This is a genomic window from Streptomyces sp. NBC_01351 (genome assembly GCF_036237315.1).
GTDB lineage: Bacteria > Actinomycetota > Actinomycetes > Streptomycetales > Streptomycetaceae > Streptomyces.
On sequence record NZ_CP108356.1, the window covers coordinates 4,422,300 to 4,439,347 of the forward strand.

Here is a 17,048-nt window from a genome sequence, read left to right on the forward strand (position 1 = left end):
GGGCGTGGGCCCTGGCATCAATGGTCTGGAGGTTCCCCGGTTTGGCTAACCGGGGATCGTCGGCTAACTTCTGTCGGCTTCGCCGGCTCAGCGCCGACGTGTGGAACCGTTCGCGGCCTGGTTCGTGGGCTGCGCGGCGGGAGCCGGGGTCGAGGCGGCGCGGTCGCCTCGGGCGGGTGTGCCGGGGTTGTCGGTGGTGGGCAGGTCGGCCGTGCGGCGGAGACGCCAGACGAGGACGTCGCTGATGGCGGCGGCGGTGTCGAGTTCCCTTCGGGTGGCGGCCTCGGTCAGGAGGACGGCTGGGTTGTGGCCGGCGGCCTGGGTGTCGGCGAGGGTGGCTGCGAGGGCGGGCCAGCCGGGCTCGGCCAGGATCTGTTCCGCCAGTCCCGGCAGGACCTGGCGCAGGAGGGCCACCTGCAGTTCCCGGACCCGTACGGCCAGGAACTGGCCCCGCTGGGCGATCACGGCCGTGGGCTGGGCTGAGGCTTGCTGGTAGGCGGCGCGCAGGTGCTCGGCGGTCTGGCGGGCGGCTTCGGCTTGCTGGTCGTGCTGCCGTGCCTGGTGCCAGTGCCGGGCCGCGATGACCGCGAGCCAGATCACGTCGAGCATGATCGCCAGGGCGGCTGCATCCTTCGGGGCGGGTTCCCGCAGGATCGCCTTGACGGCCCGCCGGGTGGCGTGCGCCTGCTCGTGGCGGGCGCGGATGCGGGATCGGTTGGCCCGTTCGAACGCGGCTGCCGCCTGGAGCAGTTGCGGCCGTAGGGCGTCGGGGGCGATCAGCGGGAGGGCGTCGAGCGTCTCTGCGAGGACGGCGATGTGAGCTTGCGCGGCGCCGTCGTCGCTTCGGGTGAGGAGGTCGGGGATGAGGTCGGTGGCGTCGGTGACCTGCTGCCACGCCGGACGCCTGTGGCCAGCCTGCGGGCTGGGCGGCGCCGGAGCGTCGGCGAAGCGCTCTGCGATCTTGGGGTAGGAGAGGTCGGGGGCGAGGACGGAGCCGGAGAACCACACCGGCTGGCCGTCCTTGTTGGTGTCGCCGTCGAGGGCGACCTTGTAGCCGCGCACGTCCCCCGAAGGGAAGTGCTGTACATCGACCAGCACCCCGGCGCCGGTCAGGACCTGGAAGAACTCCTCCGTGCTGGTGGCTGCGGCCAGTGCGGTGCGGACGGTGGTGCGCAGCTTCTCCCTGGGCGTGGTGGCGTGGCCGTTGCGGCGGGCCTTCTCCTGCTCGGCGCGGGTGGGCCGCTTGGCCGCGGTGCGGTCGCCGCGTACGACCTGGCGCAGGCCGTACTCCTTCTCGATCGCGGCGAGTTCCTTGTCGGCGCGCGGGTAGTCGTTCCAGTTGCGAGGTTGGCGGAGGTCGCCGCGGACTTTGGTGGCGACGATGTGGATGTGGTCGTCGGCGTGGCGGACGGCGACCCAGCGGCAGGCGTCGGGGTCGCCGGCGGGGGCGATGCCGGTGGCGTTCAGGACACGGCGGGAGATGGTGGCCCAGTCGTCGTCCGACAGGATCCGGTCTTCAGGGGCGGCGCGGATCGAGCAGTGCCACACGTGGGCCTCGGGTGCGCGGTCGCCGGCCTGCTTGACGCGGAGGTCGAGGGCGGTGGCGAGCTGGGCGAGGGTGGCGTTCGGGTCGCGGCCGGGGTCGGGGGCGAAGCCGTCCCAGGAGGCGACCTGGTGGGGGTCGGTGTGGTCCTTGGAGCGGACGGTGTCGTAGAGGTAGGCCAGTACACCTCGGGTGTTGCGGCCGGGCTTGACGATGTTCGCGATCAATCAGGCCGCCGCCTTCTCGACGGCGGTCTGGTACGAGGTGGTGTCGATCGCCTTGGCGGCGGCGCCGGCGCGGTCTAGAACGTCCCCGACCGCGGCGAGGACGGCGATGTCCCCAGGGTGTGGACGGTCGCCGGAGTTCAGCTTCTTGGTGATCTGGTTGAGGTTGTGGCCGATGTAGCCGACCTCGGAGCGCAGGGCGGCGAGTTCGTCGATCAGGTCGTCGAAGGCGTTGCGCTGGCCTGGGAGTGTGTGGGCGCCTTCGATGAAGGCCATGACGACAGCGCCGACGAGGTGGGCGCCGGCCAGGCCCATGCTTTGGGCCATGGCTCGGATCGCGGTGTGCTCGTCGACGCTGTAACGGACATCGACACGCTGCTTGCGCTGCTCGGTGTCACGGGCGCGACGGCGTGCGATGCGGCGGAGCGCGGCTTCGTCGGCGGCTCGCATGGGCACGGCGGCGGTCGTTTCCCCCTCCGGTGCGCCCTCGCGCCGGAGCCCTTCCTCTGCCACCCCCGGGGCGGAGGCTGCGTTGGACCGGCCCTTGGACGGTCCAACGCCATACCTTGCTGGGCCGTTGGGGGCAGTGGTCATGTGCTGCTGGACGGTGGGGAGTTCGTGGTTCGGGTTGTGCATGGATCGGTTCTCCGTGGGGTGTTGGCGGGGGTGCTTGGTTGTGCGTGGCCCCGTGTTCGGCTGCACGGGGCCACGGGATGAGCCGGAAGGAGGCGGGTGTTCGCTGCCTTGCAGGGGGTCAGACCGCGCCGGTGGGCGAGGTGGCCTCGCCGACTCCGTCGAGCGGCCCGGCCTCGAAGCCGTCGTCCGCGACGGGGTCGGCCTGGCCGGTCCGGTCGGCCTGCAGCTGGTCGCGCAGGGGGCGGGCGCGGGTCGGGCCGATCCGTAGTGCGCGGCGCAGATGTTCGGCGGTCAGCTCTTTGTCGCTCCAGTCGGCGGTCAGGGCGCGTGCCTCGGCGAGGATTGCGGCGTCTGTGCGGGTGCGGCCGGTGGTCGGCTTGGCGGCTACGGGTACCCGGCCGGTCGCCCGGCGCGGGGCGGCTCCGGTCGACTCCGCCACGGCAGCCGACCGGGCCGGTCGGGCGGCGGGAGCCGACTTGTCGGCCTCGGTCGGCCCCGTCGAGGGCGCCTCAGCCCCCTTCGTGGAGGTCGACTCGGTCGGCTGCTCGGGGGCCGACTGGGCCTGGTTAGACCTCGACCGTGCGTCCTGCTCGCCGGCCGACTCGTCGGCTTGCTGGATAACCGACTGGTCGGGGGCGGTTTCTGCGGGGTCGGCCGACTCGGGGTTGTGGTGGAGCACCTTCGCCACGAGGTCGGATCCGAAGTAGATCGACCCGACCGGGAGCGAGGTCGCCAGCAGCACGAGGGCCCAGTTCGCGGAGTCCCAGTCGGTCAGTCGGCCCCACTGGACTGCGGTGGTGTGCAGGGCGGGGACGAGGCCGTGCACGTAGTTCAGCAGGAGGCTGGCGATCGTGTAGGCCGCCAGGACCCGTAGCGCGAACGTCCGGTCGGGACCGGTCAGCACGAGCGTGGCGACCAGGGCGAGGGCCATCAGCCCGTCGACCACGATCGGGTAGAGCAGGGCGGCGGTGGAGTCTGCGCCGATGGCGCGGGCCACGTCGGACAGTGCGTTCCACGAGACGCGGAAGGCCATGAGGACGACGGCCACCAGGCCGAGGACGAGGGTGATGCGTCCCTTGCGGGTCACTCGACGGCTCCCAGCGGGTGTGGGTGCTCGGCGAGCATCGCCGGGATCGTGGCTTTGTGTGGGGGCCTCGTCCTCGGCGGCCGGGGCGAGTACTGCGATGCCAGCGTGGATGCTGCGCATGGCTGCCGGGGCGCTTGGGGCAGGGGAGTGCAAGGGGTGGTCTCCAGGGTGGAGGCGGGCACGGGGGCGGGTGGCCGTGAAGGGCGTGGACTCGTCCCACTCGTCCCGTTGCTGGTCAGGGCAGGTACGGGTGGGCGCCTGATGTCGGCCCGACTCGTTGCGAGGGCCGGAGTGTCCGGCTCGGGGACGGTCGGTGGGACGAGTGGGGACGGGTCGGTACGGGTGTTGGTCCGCAGGCCGCTCCGAGTGTCCTCGGAAGGCGGCTGCGAGCCGCGCCTGCCGTGTTCGGCGAGGTCAGCAGCGTGGTGATGTCGGGTTGACCCGTTGCAGGGTCCTGACCCGTCCCCGCGCTGACCTGCGCGGGGACGGGTGGGACGAGTCGCGACGGGTTACGCGCCGGTGGCGGGTGCTGCTTCGGGGGCGGGTCGTTCCGGCGGGCAGTACCGGGTCCAGGCGTCGGTGAACTGCGCGAGGGTGAAGCCCTTGGCCTGGTTGCCGCCGGGGAAGCGGCGGTTGCCGGAGCTGATGCCGTAGTCGGTCAGCAGGGCCCGCAGCTTCAGTGGGGTGAGCCCGGCGGAGCTGATCTCGGCCCATGGCGCCTCAGGGTCGGCGTTGAGGAAGTTCAGCAGGTCGGCGGTCCGAAGGGCCGTCGGGTTGCCCACGCTGGCGAAGGCTTTGCGGATGTCGGTCAGGATGCGGATCTTCAGCCCGCCGTCCTGGTCCCTCCCGGACTCGTAGTCCGTCATGGCCTTGCACGCCGTGCGGGCGATCATCGGCCAGCGTCCGCCCGCAAGGTCGGCGACGCTGATCAACGGCTCCCAGGTGTCGGCGGCGCGGTCGTCGACCGGGAGCTTGGGCTCCAGGGCGATGGCCTCGTCGCGGACGCTGGTCAGCCAGGCCGCGAGCCGCTCCCGCAGTGCCCTGACCTTCAGGTCGTCGCGGCCGTAGCGCCAGGCGGTCACCTTCTCGGCGTCGGCGCGGCGGCGCATGCGGATGACCACGGACCGGTCCATGATCGTGTCGGGCAGGTCCCCGATGCCGGCCAGGGCGGCCATGGCGAAGGTAGAGAACTTCTGCACGTCGTGGTTCGGGCCGGACACGCGCAGGGTGGGGCGGTTGCGCTGGTGGCCCGCGTTGAGCAGGCCGCGCATCTCCTCGTTCTTCTCCGCGACCTTCGCCGACCCGAAGATCGTGTCGACCTCGTCCACCAGCAGCGTGGGCGGATTCGCGTCGCCGATCGAGCGGAAGATCGCCGCCGCAGATGCGTTGACCGTGATCAGCGGATCGTGGACCGCCTCGATCAGGACCTCCAGCAGCCGCGACTTCCCGCACCGCTTCGCGGGACCGACCACCGCCAGGCGCGGGGCGTGCTGCCACACCGTCTGCAGATGCGTGGCCGCCGCCCACAGCGTGGCGGCAGTCAGAGCCTCCTCGCTGGGCATGACCACGTAGCGGCGAATCGTGGTCCGCAGCTCATCCAGGATCGCCGCCCCCTCCGAGGCCGGAATCACAGGGGCGGCGGGAGGCATCGGCTCGGCGGGGGACTGAGTGGCCGCGTTGGGCTGCCAGTCCTGCTCGTCGTGCAGGTGGGCGCCAGGCTGGCCGGGCACAGCGACCGCCGGCCAGGTGGTGGGAGCGATGCTGTGGGATGGCGTGCTCGGGGTCGGTTCCGTCATACTGGGTGACGAGCTCCTCAGGTTGTGGGCCACACGGGACGGCAATCCCGGTCTTGCAGCCAGTCGTTCAGGGATGGGCGGCGTGAGGTTTGCGCTTTGAGCCCCTCGGTGTCTGTTCACCGAGGGGCTTTTTGTGTGTCTGCGGCCGATGCGGTCCTCCAGCGGTCATGTATAAGTATGCGGTGGCACTGCAAAACCATACCATAATCTGCGACATGTAGGAATCTCTGCCTAGCGCAGATTCCATGGTATGGTTTTTCCTGTCGCTACGACTCGGTACCGACGGCTGCCCGACGCGGAGGTGTGATGGCCCAAGACGATCACCAAGAACACGACGAGGAGGCACCAGAGGGTGTGCTCCTCAGAGGCGAGGACAACGTCGCCACACGGATCAAGGTCGAGCGCGACAAGAGGGGCTGGAGCACCACCTTGGTGTCCGACCTGCTTAACGAGGCCGGCTACGAGATGAACCCGTCGGCCGTGTGGCGCATCGAGAACCGCAAGCGCCGCATCAACCTTGACGAGGCCATCGGCTTCGCGGAGATCTTCGACCTGTCCCTGTCCAACCTGGTCGGCCCGCCCACGCTGGCCGCTGGCCCGGCCCTGGAGCTGATCGACGCGGTGATCGCCACCAACGCGACCGCCCAGCGCGCCCAGCACGCCTACAGGCGCGCCACCGATGAACTGGCCGCCTACCTCGCCGAGCACCCAGAGATCCGCGAGGAGGCCGACGTGATGGTCAGCAACGCCATCGCCGAGAACACCATGAAGATCAACCAGGAGCAGTTCGGCCCGCCACCCGGCCGGTAGCCGCCGACCGCTCCAGACGCCGCCCTGGGCCCGCAAACCCCCAGACCGCGGCTCTACTGCCTGTCCCGTCCCTGAACGACACACCGGCCCGGCTATCAGGGGGTTGCCGCCCCCGCCCAAGTTCACCCAGCCGAGGCCAGATATGGAGCACTGCTTGCGCCACACGGCGATACCCCACATCTCCGCCCAGCGTCCCCGCACCGCGAAGGAGGTGACCATCCCCGACACCTTCCTCACCGTGGAGCAGGCTGCCGAACGCCTCGGCACCGGCGTGCGCTTCATCCGGCGCCTCATCTCCGAACGCCGCATCGGCTACGCCAAGTTCGGCAAGCATGTCCGCATCGCCGACAGCGTCCTGACCGCGTACATCGAGGAGCAGACCGTCGAACCCCTGCGCGGCCGACAGGCGCGCTTCGGGCTGGTGGTCTGAGTGACGCGATCCCGCAGAAGGGCACCGCGCCGCAGCTTCGGCGCGATCCGCAAACTGCCCTCGGGCCGCTACCAGGCCCGCTACCCAGGCGCAGGCGGCATCCTGCGCGCGGCCCCGCAGACCTACGAGACCAAGCGCGACGCTGAGGTGTTCCTCGCCCAGATCCAGGCCGACCAGGCCAGAGGCGACTGGATCGACCCGATGGCCGGCGAGGTGCTGTTCGCCGAGTACGCCAAGCGCTGGATCGATGAGCGCGGCATCGCTCCGACTACCGAGGAGCTGTACCGGAGGCTGCTGCGCCTCCACCTGGAGCCGACCTTCGGTGAGCAGCACGTCAACACCATCAGCCCTGCCAAGGTCAGGACCTGGCGCGCGGAGCGGCTCAAGGCGACCGGTGACACCACCACCGCCAAGTCATACCGGCTGCTGAAGGCCATCATGCAGACGGCTGTCGAGGACGAGCTGATACGGCGCAACCCCTGCTCCATCCGCGGAGCGGGCCGCGAGGACGCGGACGAGCGGCCGGTGGCCACTGTCGATCAGGTCCTTGCGCTCGCCGAGGCCATCGGGATCCGCTGGCGGCTGATGGTTCTGCTGGGCGCCTTCGCCTCCATGCGCCCGGAGGAGCTGGCCGAGCTGCGACGCGCCGACATCGACCTCGATGCTGGCTCGGTCTGGGTCCGGCGTGCCGCGCCGGAGCTGAATACCGGCCGCCGGGTGATCGGGGATCCCAAGTCCCGTGCGGGCAAACGGGAGATCGCGCTGCCGTCCTTCGTGCTCCTCGATGTCCGCCGGCACCTGGAATGGTTCGCCAAGGACGGGCCCGACGGCCTGGTCTTCGTGGGGGAGAGGGGTGCGGCGCTGCGGGGCACCACCTTCGGCCGCAAGTGGCGCAAGGCCCGCGACGCGGTCGGCATGCCGAAGTGCTTCCGCTTCTACGACCTGCGCCACACCGGCAACACCCTCGCCGCCGACACCGGCGCCAAGCTGAAGGACCTGATGGTCCGCGCAGGTCAGTCGTCCGAGCGTGCGCAGCTGATCTATCAGCACTCCACCAAGGAGCATCAGCGCAGGCTCGCCGACGACATCGACGCCACCGTCCGCAGCCAGCGCACGTCGGCGGATCGTGGGTCGGGCACCAGCGCGACCGCCACCGTCCACAGGATCGTTCCCCCGCTCGCGGCTCCTGCCGGAGCGGCCCGGCGGAGGTGACGCACAGGGGTGTGGTTCCGGCAGCCAGCCGGGGCCGCACCCCTGCGGCATGTGGTTGTGGCGTTGAATGATGGGTTGGCCAGCACGCCGCCGGAAGTCGGGGCGTAGACCATGCGCAGTCGGCCCTGCGGGTGAGGTGCAGCCGTCGCCCGTTGCTTACCGGAGCAGTGAGGAACGCGGTGCATCGAGGTGGTCCCACCACCAGCGGATGGCAGGCAGAGCTGGCGGCTGCCCGACCTGTCCTGGGGGCTGGTCAGTGATCCCGGCATGGGAGACCAGCGGGCCGTCTGCGACGGCGTAGCGGTGGGTCCGTTCTCGAAGATGCCAGTCGAGGGCGCCACGCACGAGGTGGCTCAGGCCGGTGAGGTAGTCCCGAAGCTGCGGACTGCCGCTGGTCTTCACCTGATCGCTGAGGTCGACGAACAGGCGCATCACCTGGTCGCGCAGCACGAGCACTTCGGCGACCGCCTGATCAGTGGCCAGGCCCTGGTGGGCCAGCAGGTGGACAAGGTTGCGTGAGGCCGGGTTCGCCTCGCCGGATTCCCTGCCGAAGGAGAACACATCGTTGTCCATGATGATCAGCAAGGTGGCCGCGCCCCGCAGTGCCTGGACGGGCGGCATGTCCCGCTCGTCGACGGTGACGGCGGTGGCTGCCGCCACCAGTGCCGCCGCTGTGAATGCGCCCATGGAGCTGATCCGCCGGGCCACGTAGGTGTTGATGCTCGGCACCTGCCCGGCAGGGTTCGTTTCCTCCCACAGCATCCCCCCGAGCCAGTCCCGCACGGCTTCGGCGAAGTGTGCAGTCTGTCCAGGGGTGGTTCGCGCATGGATTCGGTGGGCCAGATCGATCCACGGCGCTTCGAATGGATGTGCCTCTTCAAGCACCCCGGCGTCCGGCACCTTGAGGGTGTAAACCACCCGGGGCACGTAGCCGGCCATGTAGGCCAGGACTCCTTCAAGGGCCTGGGGGCCCGAGCCGACTGGCGCGTCATCGATGGCCAGGGCGAGGTAGCAGAGGTCGCTGTAGATCTGGGCGATGTCCACTGGGACTGCCGGGAGAGTGAGGGCCGCGGCCTCGCCGCAGTTAATGGCCGCCACCCACTGCTGATCGCGTCCGAGGCCGAACCGGTCGAGCCACGCGACCGACCGGCTCTCCAGTCGGATTGCCTCAGGATGGATGGCGTAGGGAACCGGGCAGTAGACGGCGGGGACCTCGATGCGGACCGGGACGGCTCCGTCTGGCGGTGTGGCTGTCACGTGGTGCGTCGCCTCTTCCTTGTCGCGAAATACAGGGGTGAACGTTCAGCCTTGTAGGACGGTTCGATTCCGCGTCCGGGCCGGTACTCGCTTCGTCACCGATCACGCCCCGATATCTGGCGCGCCAAGGAGGCCATGCCGGCGGCGGAGCGAGGTTCCGGTTCAGCGGCCCGCAGATGGTGCAAAGCCACCTCGATGTGGCGCTGGGCCTCGGACTGAGACCAAGAGCGGCCTCCAGCCTCTTCCACCAAGCGTGCGGCCTGCTCCAGCTGAAGCAGGGACAGCGATCCGGGCATCGCATAGAGACGGGCGAGAGCCTGCCCGGCAGCACTGTCAGAGGCGAGAGCACGCGTGATCGGCAAAGATTTCTTCCGCGCGGACAGATCCGACCAACGGGGCTTTCCTGTGACCTGAGGATCGCCCCAGATGCCCAACAGGTCGTCCGTCAGCTGGAACGCGGCTCCCAGATGCGCTCCGAAGGCCCGCATCTGCTCCACGCGGCCGTCATCCGCACCCGCCGCCACTGCCCCCAAGGCGCAGGCGGCAGCGATCAGCGCACCGGTCTTGGACTGCGCCATCGCCTGGGCCTCGGCTATCGCCACGGTCGGGCGGTCCTGGAAGGTGACATCTGCGTACTCGCCGTCGATCAGATGCTGCACGGCCGCGTTCAGACGGGCGAGTCCGGTGCTAGCCAGGGCTCCGCCCGCCTCCAGAAGAACCTGCGAGGCCAGGAAGAACAGGGCATCCCCGGCCAGGACCGCCGCCGGAACACCGAACACGGTCCACAGAGCCGGCCTCCCCCTGCGTAATCGGTCCTCGTCGATGACATCGTCGTGAAGGAGAGAGGCGTTGTGCACGAGCTCGACCGCCACTGCCGCCGGTACACCCTGCTCTGCTCCACCGCCCACTGCCCGACAGGCCAGCAGCGCCAGCGCGGCCCGAACCCCCTTACCCTCCTCCGAGACCAAGGGGTCGCCGCGCTGGTCCCACCAGCCGAAGTGGCACCCGGCAAGATGCCGCACCGCGCCGGGCAACTGGTCCACGGCCGCACGCAGCGGCAAGGAAACGGACAGACCAGCGGCGATGTCATCCTCATCACGTCGCGGCACAACCGGCCGGCTAACAGACGCGTCCATAGATCCGGCTCCCCGACTCGCCTTACACCGCTGACTGCGCCTATCCCGGCCCGTCCCCCTCTGGGTCCGGCGCTTCCCTCCAACTCACCCTCTCCAGCCGCGGAACGCAACCCGGCCCAACCAGCGCATGAATACCTCTCGATGCACGGCACATGACAAGAGCACGCCACGCGCTCCGGAGCACGCCGGAAGCGCGTCCCCACCCCCGAGTCAACCGCTGCACCGTGTCCAAGTACGGATCAAGGCCCTAGTGGTGCAGGTCACTCGAAATGCGTCTCGGGATTCGGGACGCCTCGGGGTTCGGTGGCCACGAGTGACGATTCGGCGCCCAATCTGACGCCCCGTTACGGCACTTATGGCACGCGAATGGCACGCGGGCCCTGAGAGGTCTAGACAACAAACAAGCCCCAGGTCGCTGACCTGGGGCTTTGTCGTGGAGCGGATGACGGGAATCGAACCCGCGCTATAAGCTTGGGAAGCTCATGTTCTACCATTAAACTACATCCGCATATCGGTCCAGTTGCCTGGAGCCGTATCGTTGCTCACTGTACCCCATGGTCGACCCCCGGTGTATTTGCCGTGGGGTCGCTGTCATGTGTGGCGTGCACCGGAGCGTGTGCGTGCGGGAGTTGGGGCGTACCGTGTGGGTTCGGAGCGGCGGCTGGAGTAGGTCCCGATCATCCCCTAATGTGGCGATTCGTCGTAGTACGGCTCGTTGGGGAAAGGGACTTGATGGAGCACACCGTCGTCCGTTGTGCCGAAGGGCACGTTTTCAGTACCGCCTCCTTCCCGCTGCAGCACCTCGGTGCCGGCCGGATCGGGCCGGGACGGTTGCTGCGGTGTCCGCGGTGTGCGCGGTTGCGGCAGGCCGTGCCCGTGGGCGGCGTGAAGCGGTAGCTGGGAGAGGCGGGGCGCGCGGGGCGCCGCTCTCGATTGGGGGTGGCCCGTGCGCCTGCGTATCCTCGGGACGTGCTTCTCTCTGACAAAGACATCCGGGCCGAGATCGACAGCGGACGGGTTCGCATCGACCCGTTCGAGGAATCGATGGTGCAGCCCTCCAGCATCGACGTGCGCCTCGACCGGTTCTTCCGGGTGTTCGAGAACCACCGGTACGCCCACATCGACCCCGCCGTCGAGCAGGCGGACCTGACCCGCATGGTCGAGCCGGAGGGGGATGAGGCCTTCATCCTGCACCCCGGTGAGTTCGTGCTCGCCTCGACGTACGAGGTCATCTCGCTGCCCGACGACATCGCCTCCAGACTGGAGGGGAAGTCCAGTCTCGGTCGGCTGGGGCTGGTGACGCATTCGACCGCGGGGTTCATCGACCCGGGGTTCTCCGGGCACGTGACCCTGGAGCTGTCGAACCTCGCCACGCTGCCGATCAAGCTCTGGCCGGGCATGAAGATCGGGCAGCTGTGCATGTTCCGCCTCAGCTCGCCCGCGGAGTTCCCGTACGGCAGTGACCGCTACGGGTCCAGGTACCAGGGGCAGCGCGGGCCGACCGCCTCGCGGTCCTTCCAGAACTTCCACCGCACCCAGGTGAGGCACGAAGCATGAGTGACGGAGTACGCGAGAACCTGACCTACGAGGGCTTCGGGCGAGCCGTGCGCGAGCTGGCGCAGACCATCGCCAACGACGGCTACGAGCCCGACATCATCCTGAGCATCGCCCGGGGCGGGGTGTTCGTCGCGGGCGGTCTGGCGTACGCGCTCGACTGCAAGAACATTCACCTCGTGAACGTGGAGTTCTACACGGGTGTGGGCACGACGCTCGAGATGCCGGTCATGCTGGCGCCGGTGCCGGAGGCGATCGACTTCACGAACAAGAAGGTGCTGATCGCCGACGACGTCGCCGACACCGGCAAGACGCTCAAGCTGGTGCACGACTTCTGCCTCGGGCACGTCGCCGAGGTCCGGTCCGCCGTCATCTACGAGAAGTCGCACTCCCTCGTGCAGTGCGAGTACGTCTGGAAGCGCACCGACGACTGGATCGAGTTCCCCTGGTCGGTCCAGCCGCCCGTCGTGAAGCGTGAGGGACAGGTCCTCGACGCCTGAGTGCAACGGAAGGGCCCGCCGTGCGGAGATCGCGCGGCGGGCCCTTTTTTGCGTATGTGCGTGGGTTACAGGGTGCCCAGCTTGATGATCGACAGCAGGGCGATCAGCTGGATCGCGGACGCGCCCAGCGCCTTCGGCCAGGGCAGGTCGTGCGACTTGCTGACCAGCGAGGTGAAGAGCGCGCCGGCCGCCACCCACGTGGCCCAGCCCAGGACCTGGACCACCATGTTGTCGCCGCCCAGGAACAGCGCGAAGAGCAGGCGCGGGGCGTCCGACAGTGACATGACCAGCATCGACAGGCCCACGGTCGGCTGCCAGGCCCCGTCGCCGCCCAGCTGGCGGGCCAGCGTGTGCGTGACCGTGCCCAGGAGCAGGCCGCAGATGACGAAGGCGACACCCGTGAACAGGACGATCGGGACGGCTTTCGACAGGGTCGCGTTGATCACGTCCTCGCGGGTGTCGTCGAGGCCGAAGACCGCGAGGAGCCCGTAGAGGAAGGTCACGATCAGCGCCGGGCCCCAGACGGCGTAGTCGCGCATCTGGAGGAACGTCTGCCCCGGGCGGGTCACGATGCCGCGGAGCAGCTCCTTCCAGGGCAGTCGCGGACCGGACGGCGCCGCCGCGGCCGCGCCTGCCTGGTAGGTCGCGCCCTGGCCGTACGGGTCCTCGCCGACGGCGAAGACCTGGGTGTGCCCCGGGTTGTCGTTCGTGTAGCCCGGGCCGGGTGCTCCGTGGCCGTACGGGGGCTGCTGCGGAGGCTGCTGTCCGTACGGGTCGAAGTACTCGGGCTCGCCGTGCCCCCCGGCGCCCTGCTGCGGCCACTGCTGCTGCGGGGCCGCGGGCGGAGGGCCGGCGGGAGGGTAGGGCTGCCGGCCGTACGGTGGTTGTTGCTGACCGTACGGCTGCTGCTGCGGGGGTTGTTGGGGCGGGCGGTTGTTGTCCCGGCCGCGTCCGATCCTGAATCCAGCCACGTGATCGAACGTACCTGGTCCTGCGGGGCCTGGTGGCCGGGCGGCCGGAACACGCACCCTTTGCGGCTGAGCTGTGACATCCCTTAGGGGAACCCCGAGCTGTCCGGTTTACGCGTTTGCGTCGGATTCTGCGGGCCTTCGTTACGTTCCCGACTGAATACGCACATATCGGGTCCGTAGCTTCGTGTGGGTCGACGAAAGACCGACCGACTGCACGCACGAGAACGAGAAGAGCCACCCGCCATGCGCCGCACCCGCCGTACCACCCTCCGTACCGCCGCCGTCGTCACCGGCGCGGCCGCCGTCCTGGCCCTCCCGGTCGGCTCCGCCTTCGCGGACTCCCCGGCCGTACCGGAGCCGGAGGTGCTGCCGGGCATCGAGCAGCCGGTGGTGGACCCGTCGGTGAAGCCGTCCGCGGACCCGTCCGTGGAGCCGTCCGTGGACCCGTCCGTGAAGCCCTCGGTGGACCCGACCGTGCCGCCGGTCAAGCCGAGCCCGAGCGTGCGTGCGTACGTCACCACCGTGAAGCTCGCGGACGGCTCCGTCGCCAAGGTCTACAAGATCTCCGACAACCACTTCGAAGCGGACATCTTCTCCGGCTCCACGAAGCTGGACACGCTGGTCAGCAAGGGCGGAGGTGTGGCGTACGGGCAGAGCAACGGCCTGCACGTGGTCCTCCAGCCGAACGGCACCGTGACCTCGTGGGTCGAGGGCGGCGAGAAGCCGAAGCCGGAGCCCAAGCCCGAGGTGAAGAAGGAGAGCTCGGTCCGGGTGACCATGCCGGACGGGCGGATCGCCAAGCTCGTCGACGGCCCGAAGGGCAAGCGCGTCGAGATCTCCACGCCGAACGGCAAGGCCCTCGCCACGATCGACCTGAAGCACGCGAGCACGTGGAACGACGGCTGGACGTACAAGCTCGTCCAGGACGGGAAGCGCGTGAAGTTCGTCGTCATCGACGGCAAGAGCGGCGGGAACAGCTGGGTCTACGACTTCAACGGCAAGCTGATCGAGAAGTACACCGTGGACACGAAGAAGGACGTCAAGAAGGACGCCAAGGAGGACGTCGCCAAGCCGGCCGTCGAGAAGGTCGTCCCGAAGGGCGGCGTGAAGGCCGGTGCGGAAGGGGTCACCACGCCGAAGGGCGACACCTCGCTGCTGCTCGCCGCGGGCGGCGGCATGGCCGCGGTCGGCGCGGCGGGTCTCGGCTTCGCGATGCTGCGCCGCAACCGGAGCTCTGACCAGGCCTGACGGTCCTGAACGCCGGAACGGCCGGTCCCCCGAGCGGGGGACCGGCCGTTCCGTGTCGTGCGGGTGCGCGTGCGCGTGGGCCCAGGGCCTACTTGGCGTCCTCGGGCTTCGCCTCGGGCTCGGCGTCGGCCTCGGCGTCGGCGTCGGCCTTGGCCTCGGCCGGAGCCTCCGCCTTCGGCGCGGGCTCCGCGGCTTCCGCGGCCGCGGCCTCCGGCTCGGCCTCGGCTTCCGCGTTGGCCTCGGCCTCTGCCTTGGCGGCAGCCTCCGCCTCCGCCTTCGTTGCGGCTTCGGCTTCCGCCTTGGCCTTGGCCTCCGCGGCAGCCTTCGCCTTCGCCTCCGCCTCGGCCTTGGCGGCAGCCTCCGCGGCCTCCGCGGCAGCGGCCTCGGCGGCCTCCGCCGCCGCGGCCTCGGCCAGTTCCGCCTCCGTCGGGCCCGGGGTCTTCACCGAGTCCAGGAGGAGCTGGGCCACGTCCACGACCTGGACGTGCTCCTTCGCCTGGCCGTCGTTCTTCTTGCCGTTCACCGAGTCGGTGAGCATGACGAGGCAGAAGGGGCAGGCGGTCGAGACGATGTCCGGGTTCAGGGACAGGGCCTCGTCGACGCGCTCGTTGTTGATGCGCTTGCCGATCCGCTCCTCCATCCACATCCGTGCGCCACCCGCGCCACAGCAGAAGCCCCGCTCCTTGTGGCGGTGCATCTCCTGCTGGCGCAGCCCCGGAACGGCCGACATGATCTCGCGCGGCGGCGTGTAGACCTTGTTGTGGCGGCCCAGGTAGCACGGGTCGTGGTACGTGATCAGCCCGTCGACCGGCGTGACCGGCGTCAGCCGGCCCTCGTCGATCAGGTGCTGGAGCAGCTGCGTGTGGTGGATGACCTCGTACTCGCCGCCCAACTGCGGGTACTCGTTCGCGATGGTGTTGAAGCAGTGCGGGCAGGTAGAGACGATCCGCTTCGCCGACTTCGGCTTCTTCGTCTCCGGGTCGTCGTCGTCCTCGCCGAAGGCCATGTTCAGCATGGCCACGTTCTCCTGGCCCAGCTGCTGGAACAGCGGCTCGTTGCCCAGGCGGCGCGGCGAGTCACCCGTGCACTTCTCGTCGCCGCCCATGATCGCGAACTTGACGCCCGCGATGTTCAGGAGCTCCGCGAAGGCCTTCGTGGTCTTCTTGGCCCGGTCCTCCAGGGCGCCCGCGCAGCCGACCCAGTACAGGTAGTCGAACTCCGAGAGGTCCTCCGCGTCCTTGCCGATGATCGGGACCTCGAAGTCGACCTCCTTCGTCCACTCGACGCGCGCCTTCTTGGCCAGGCCCCAGGGGTTGCCCTTCTTCTCCAGGTTCTTGAGCATCGTGCCCGCCTCCGACGGGAACGCGCTCTCGATCATCACCTGGTAGCGGCGCATGTCGACGATGTGGTCGATGTGCTCGATGTCGACGGGGCACTGCTCCACGCACGCACCGCAGGTGGTGCAGGACCACAGCACGTCCGGGTCGATGACGCCGTTCTCCTCGGCGGTGCCGATCAGCGGGCGCTCGGCCTCGGCGATGGCCGCGGCCGGGACGTCCTTCAGCTGCTCCGCCGTGGCCTTCTCGTTGCCCTCCATGTCCTTGCCGCCGCCGGCCAGCAGGTACGGGGCCTTGGCGTGCGCGTGGTCGCGCAGCGACATGATCAGGAGCTTGGGGGAGAGGGGCTTGCCGGTGTTCCAGGCGGGGCACTGCGACTGGCAGCGGCCGCACTCGGTGCACGTGGAGAAGTCGAGGATGCCCTTCCAGGAGAACTGCTCGACCTGCGAGACGCCGAAGACGTCGTCCTCGCCCGGGTCCTCGAAGTCGATCTCCTTGCCGCCGCTGGTCATCGGCTGGAGCGCGCCGAGCGCGGTCGCGCCGTCGGCGTTGCGCTTGAACCAGATGTTCGGGAAGCCGAGGAAGCGGTGCCAGGCGACACCCATGTTGGTGTTGAGCGAGACCACGATCATCCAGATCAGCGAGACGCCGATCTTGATCATCGCGGTGAAGTAGATGGCGTTCTGCAGGGCGCCGAGCGAGAGGCCCTTGAAGGCCAGGACCAGCGGGTACGAGGCGAAGTACGCCGGCTCGTACGAGTCCACGTGGTGGATCGCGCCCTCGAGGCCGCGCAGGGTGAGGATCGCGAGGCCGATGGTGAGGATGACGTACTCGACGAAGTACGCCTGCCAGGCCTTCGAGCCCGTGAAGCGGGACTTGCGGCCGGCCCGCGAGGGCAGCGACAGCAGACGGATGACGATCAGCACGGCGATGCCGAGGATCGTCATGACCCCGATGAACTCGATGTAGAGCTCGAACGGCAGGAAGCCGCCGATGATCGGCAGCATCCAGTCGGCCTGGAAGAGCTGCCCGTACGCCTGGACCAGGGTCGGCGGCAGCGTCAGGAAGCCGATCGCGACGAACCAGTGCGCGAAGCCGACGATGCCCCAGCGGTTCATCCGGCTGTGGCCGAGGAACTCGCGGACAAGGGTGAGGCTTCGGGCCTTCGGGTCGTCCGTGCGACTGCCGGCCGGCACGGGCTGGCCGATCTGCACGAACCGGTAGATCTGCGCCACGGCTCGGGTGATCAGCGCGACGCCGACCACGGTCAGGACCAGCGACACGATGATCGCGGCGAGTTGCATGGG

General features: G+C 69.4%; 14 protein-coding genes and 1 tRNA gene. 6 read left to right on the forward strand and 9 right to left on the reverse strand.

Going from position 1 to position 17,048, the window contains the following annotated elements; translation table 11 throughout:
- Positions 1–87: 87 nt before the first annotated feature.
- The 4 genes from OG625_RS20395 to OG625_RS20410 form a co-directional block, all read right to left on the reverse strand.
- Positions 88–1,770, reverse strand: a complete 1,683-nt coding sequence (locus OG625_RS20395; RefSeq protein ID WP_329382939.1) for a relaxase/mobilization nuclease domain-containing protein — start codon at positions 1,768–1,770, stop codon at positions 88–90.
- Positions 1,771–2,223, reverse strand: coding sequence for a plasmid mobilization relaxosome protein MobC (locus OG625_RS20400; protein WP_329382942.1), 453 nt, complete (start codon positions 2,221–2,223; stop codon positions 1,771–1,773). It abuts the gene before it with no gap.
- Between the two features lie 298 nt (positions 2,224–2,521).
- The gene (locus OG625_RS20405; protein WP_329382945.1) at positions 2,522–3,490 is read right to left on the reverse strand and encodes a DUF2637 domain-containing protein; all 969 of its coding nucleotides are present in this window, start codon (positions 3,488–3,490) and stop codon (positions 2,522–2,524) included.
- A 509-nt stretch (positions 3,491–3,999) separates the two neighbouring features.
- Complete coding sequence (locus OG625_RS20410) at positions 4,000–5,286, reverse strand: DUF3631 domain-containing protein (protein WP_329382948.1); 1,287 nt, start codon at positions 5,284–5,286, stop codon at positions 4,000–4,002.
- A 306-nt stretch (positions 5,287–5,592) separates the two neighbouring features.
- On the opposite strand from OG625_RS20410, the gene OG625_RS20415 reads away from it, so the two are divergent.
- The 3 genes from OG625_RS20415 (at position 5,593) to OG625_RS20425 (ending at position 7,738) form a co-directional block, all read left to right on the forward strand.
- A complete protein-coding gene (locus OG625_RS20415) occupies positions 5,593–6,096 on the forward strand; it encodes a helix-turn-helix domain-containing protein (RefSeq protein ID WP_329382950.1) in 504 nt (167 codons plus the stop codon).
- Positions 6,097–6,250: 154 nt separating this feature from the next.
- Positions 6,251–6,526, forward strand: coding sequence for a helix-turn-helix domain-containing protein (locus OG625_RS20420; protein ID WP_399943578.1), 276 nt, complete (start codon positions 6,251–6,253; stop codon positions 6,524–6,526).
- Positions 6,527–7,738, forward strand: a complete 1,212-nt coding sequence (locus OG625_RS20425; RefSeq protein ID WP_329382953.1) for a tyrosine-type recombinase/integrase — start codon at positions 6,527–6,529, stop codon at positions 7,736–7,738.
- 156 nt (positions 7,739–7,894) lie between these two features.
- Here OG625_RS20425 and OG625_RS20430 read toward each other — a convergent pair whose 3' ends face one another.
- The 3 genes from OG625_RS20430 to OG625_RS20440 all read right to left on the reverse strand — a co-directional run bounded on the left by OG625_RS20430 (position 7,895) and on the right by OG625_RS20440 (position 10,639).
- Positions 7,895–8,995 carry a terpene synthase family protein gene (locus OG625_RS20430; protein WP_329382956.1) on the reverse strand — a complete coding sequence of 367 codons (1,101 nt, stop codon included), beginning with the start codon at positions 8,993–8,995 and terminating at the stop codon, positions 7,895–7,897.
- Between the two features lie 95 nt (positions 8,996–9,090).
- Complete coding sequence (locus OG625_RS20435) at positions 9,091–10,131, reverse strand: polyprenyl synthetase family protein (protein ID WP_329382959.1); 1,041 nt, start codon at positions 10,129–10,131, stop codon at positions 9,091–9,093.
- 434 nt (positions 10,132–10,565) lie between these two features.
- Positions 10,566–10,639, reverse strand: a tRNA-Gly gene (locus tag OG625_RS20440).
- A gap of 461 nt (positions 10,640–11,100) precedes the next feature.
- Between OG625_RS20440 and dcd the strand changes: the two genes are divergently transcribed.
- Positions 11,101–11,688 (forward strand): dCTP deaminase, encoded by a 588-nt coding sequence (gene dcd / locus OG625_RS20445; RefSeq protein ID WP_329382960.1) that lies wholly within the window; start codon positions 11,101–11,103, stop codon positions 11,686–11,688.
- Positions 11,685–12,185 carry a phosphoribosyltransferase gene (locus OG625_RS20450; protein WP_329382962.1) on the forward strand — a complete coding sequence of 167 codons (501 nt, stop codon included), beginning with the start codon at positions 11,685–11,687 and terminating at the stop codon, positions 12,183–12,185. Before dcd ends, OG625_RS20450 begins: the two co-directional genes overlap by 4 nt.
- Before the next feature lie 65 nt (positions 12,186–12,250).
- On the opposite strand, the gene OG625_RS20455 is transcribed toward OG625_RS20450, so the two are convergent.
- Positions 12,251–13,156, reverse strand: a complete 906-nt coding sequence (locus tag OG625_RS20455; protein WP_329382965.1) for a Yip1 family protein — start codon at positions 13,154–13,156, stop codon at positions 12,251–12,253.
- Positions 13,157–13,399: 243 nt separating this feature from the next.
- Between OG625_RS20455 and OG625_RS20460 the strand changes: the two genes are divergently transcribed.
- On the forward strand, positions 13,400–14,404 hold the full coding sequence (locus OG625_RS20460) for a hypothetical protein (protein ID WP_329382968.1): 1,005 nt from the start codon (positions 13,400–13,402) through the stop codon (positions 14,402–14,404).
- Positions 14,405–14,492: 88 nt separating this feature from the next.
- Here OG625_RS20460 and OG625_RS20465 read toward each other — a convergent pair whose 3' ends face one another.
- Positions 14,493–17,045, reverse strand: coding sequence for a (Fe-S)-binding protein (locus tag OG625_RS20465; protein WP_329382971.1), 2,553 nt, complete (start codon positions 17,043–17,045; stop codon positions 14,493–14,495).
- Positions 17,046–17,048 lie beyond the last annotated feature (3 nt).

Bases quoted from the DNA above. Each gene is read 5' to 3' on its own strand.
- OG625_RS20410 (WP_329382948.1), bottom strand. From the start codon at position 5,286: ATGACGGAACCGACCCCGAGCACGCCATCCCACAGCATCGCTCCCACC.
- OG625_RS20415 (WP_329382950.1), top strand. From the start codon at position 5,593: ATGGCCCAAGACGATCACCAAGAACACGACGAGGAGGCACCAGAGGGT.
- OG625_RS20435 (WP_329382959.1), bottom strand. From the start codon at position 10,131: ATGGACGCGTCTGTTAGCCGGCCGGTTGTGCCGCGACGTGATGAGGAT.
- OG625_RS20450 (WP_329382962.1), top strand. From the start codon at position 11,685: ATGAGTGACGGAGTACGCGAGAACCTGACCTACGAGGGCTTCGGGCGA.
- OG625_RS20460 (WP_329382968.1), top strand. From the start codon at position 13,400: ATGCGCCGCACCCGCCGTACCACCCTCCGTACCGCCGCCGTCGTCACC.
- OG625_RS20465 (WP_329382971.1), bottom strand. From the start codon at position 17,045: ATGCAACTCGCCGCGATCATCGTGTCGCTGGTCCTGACCGTGGTCGGC.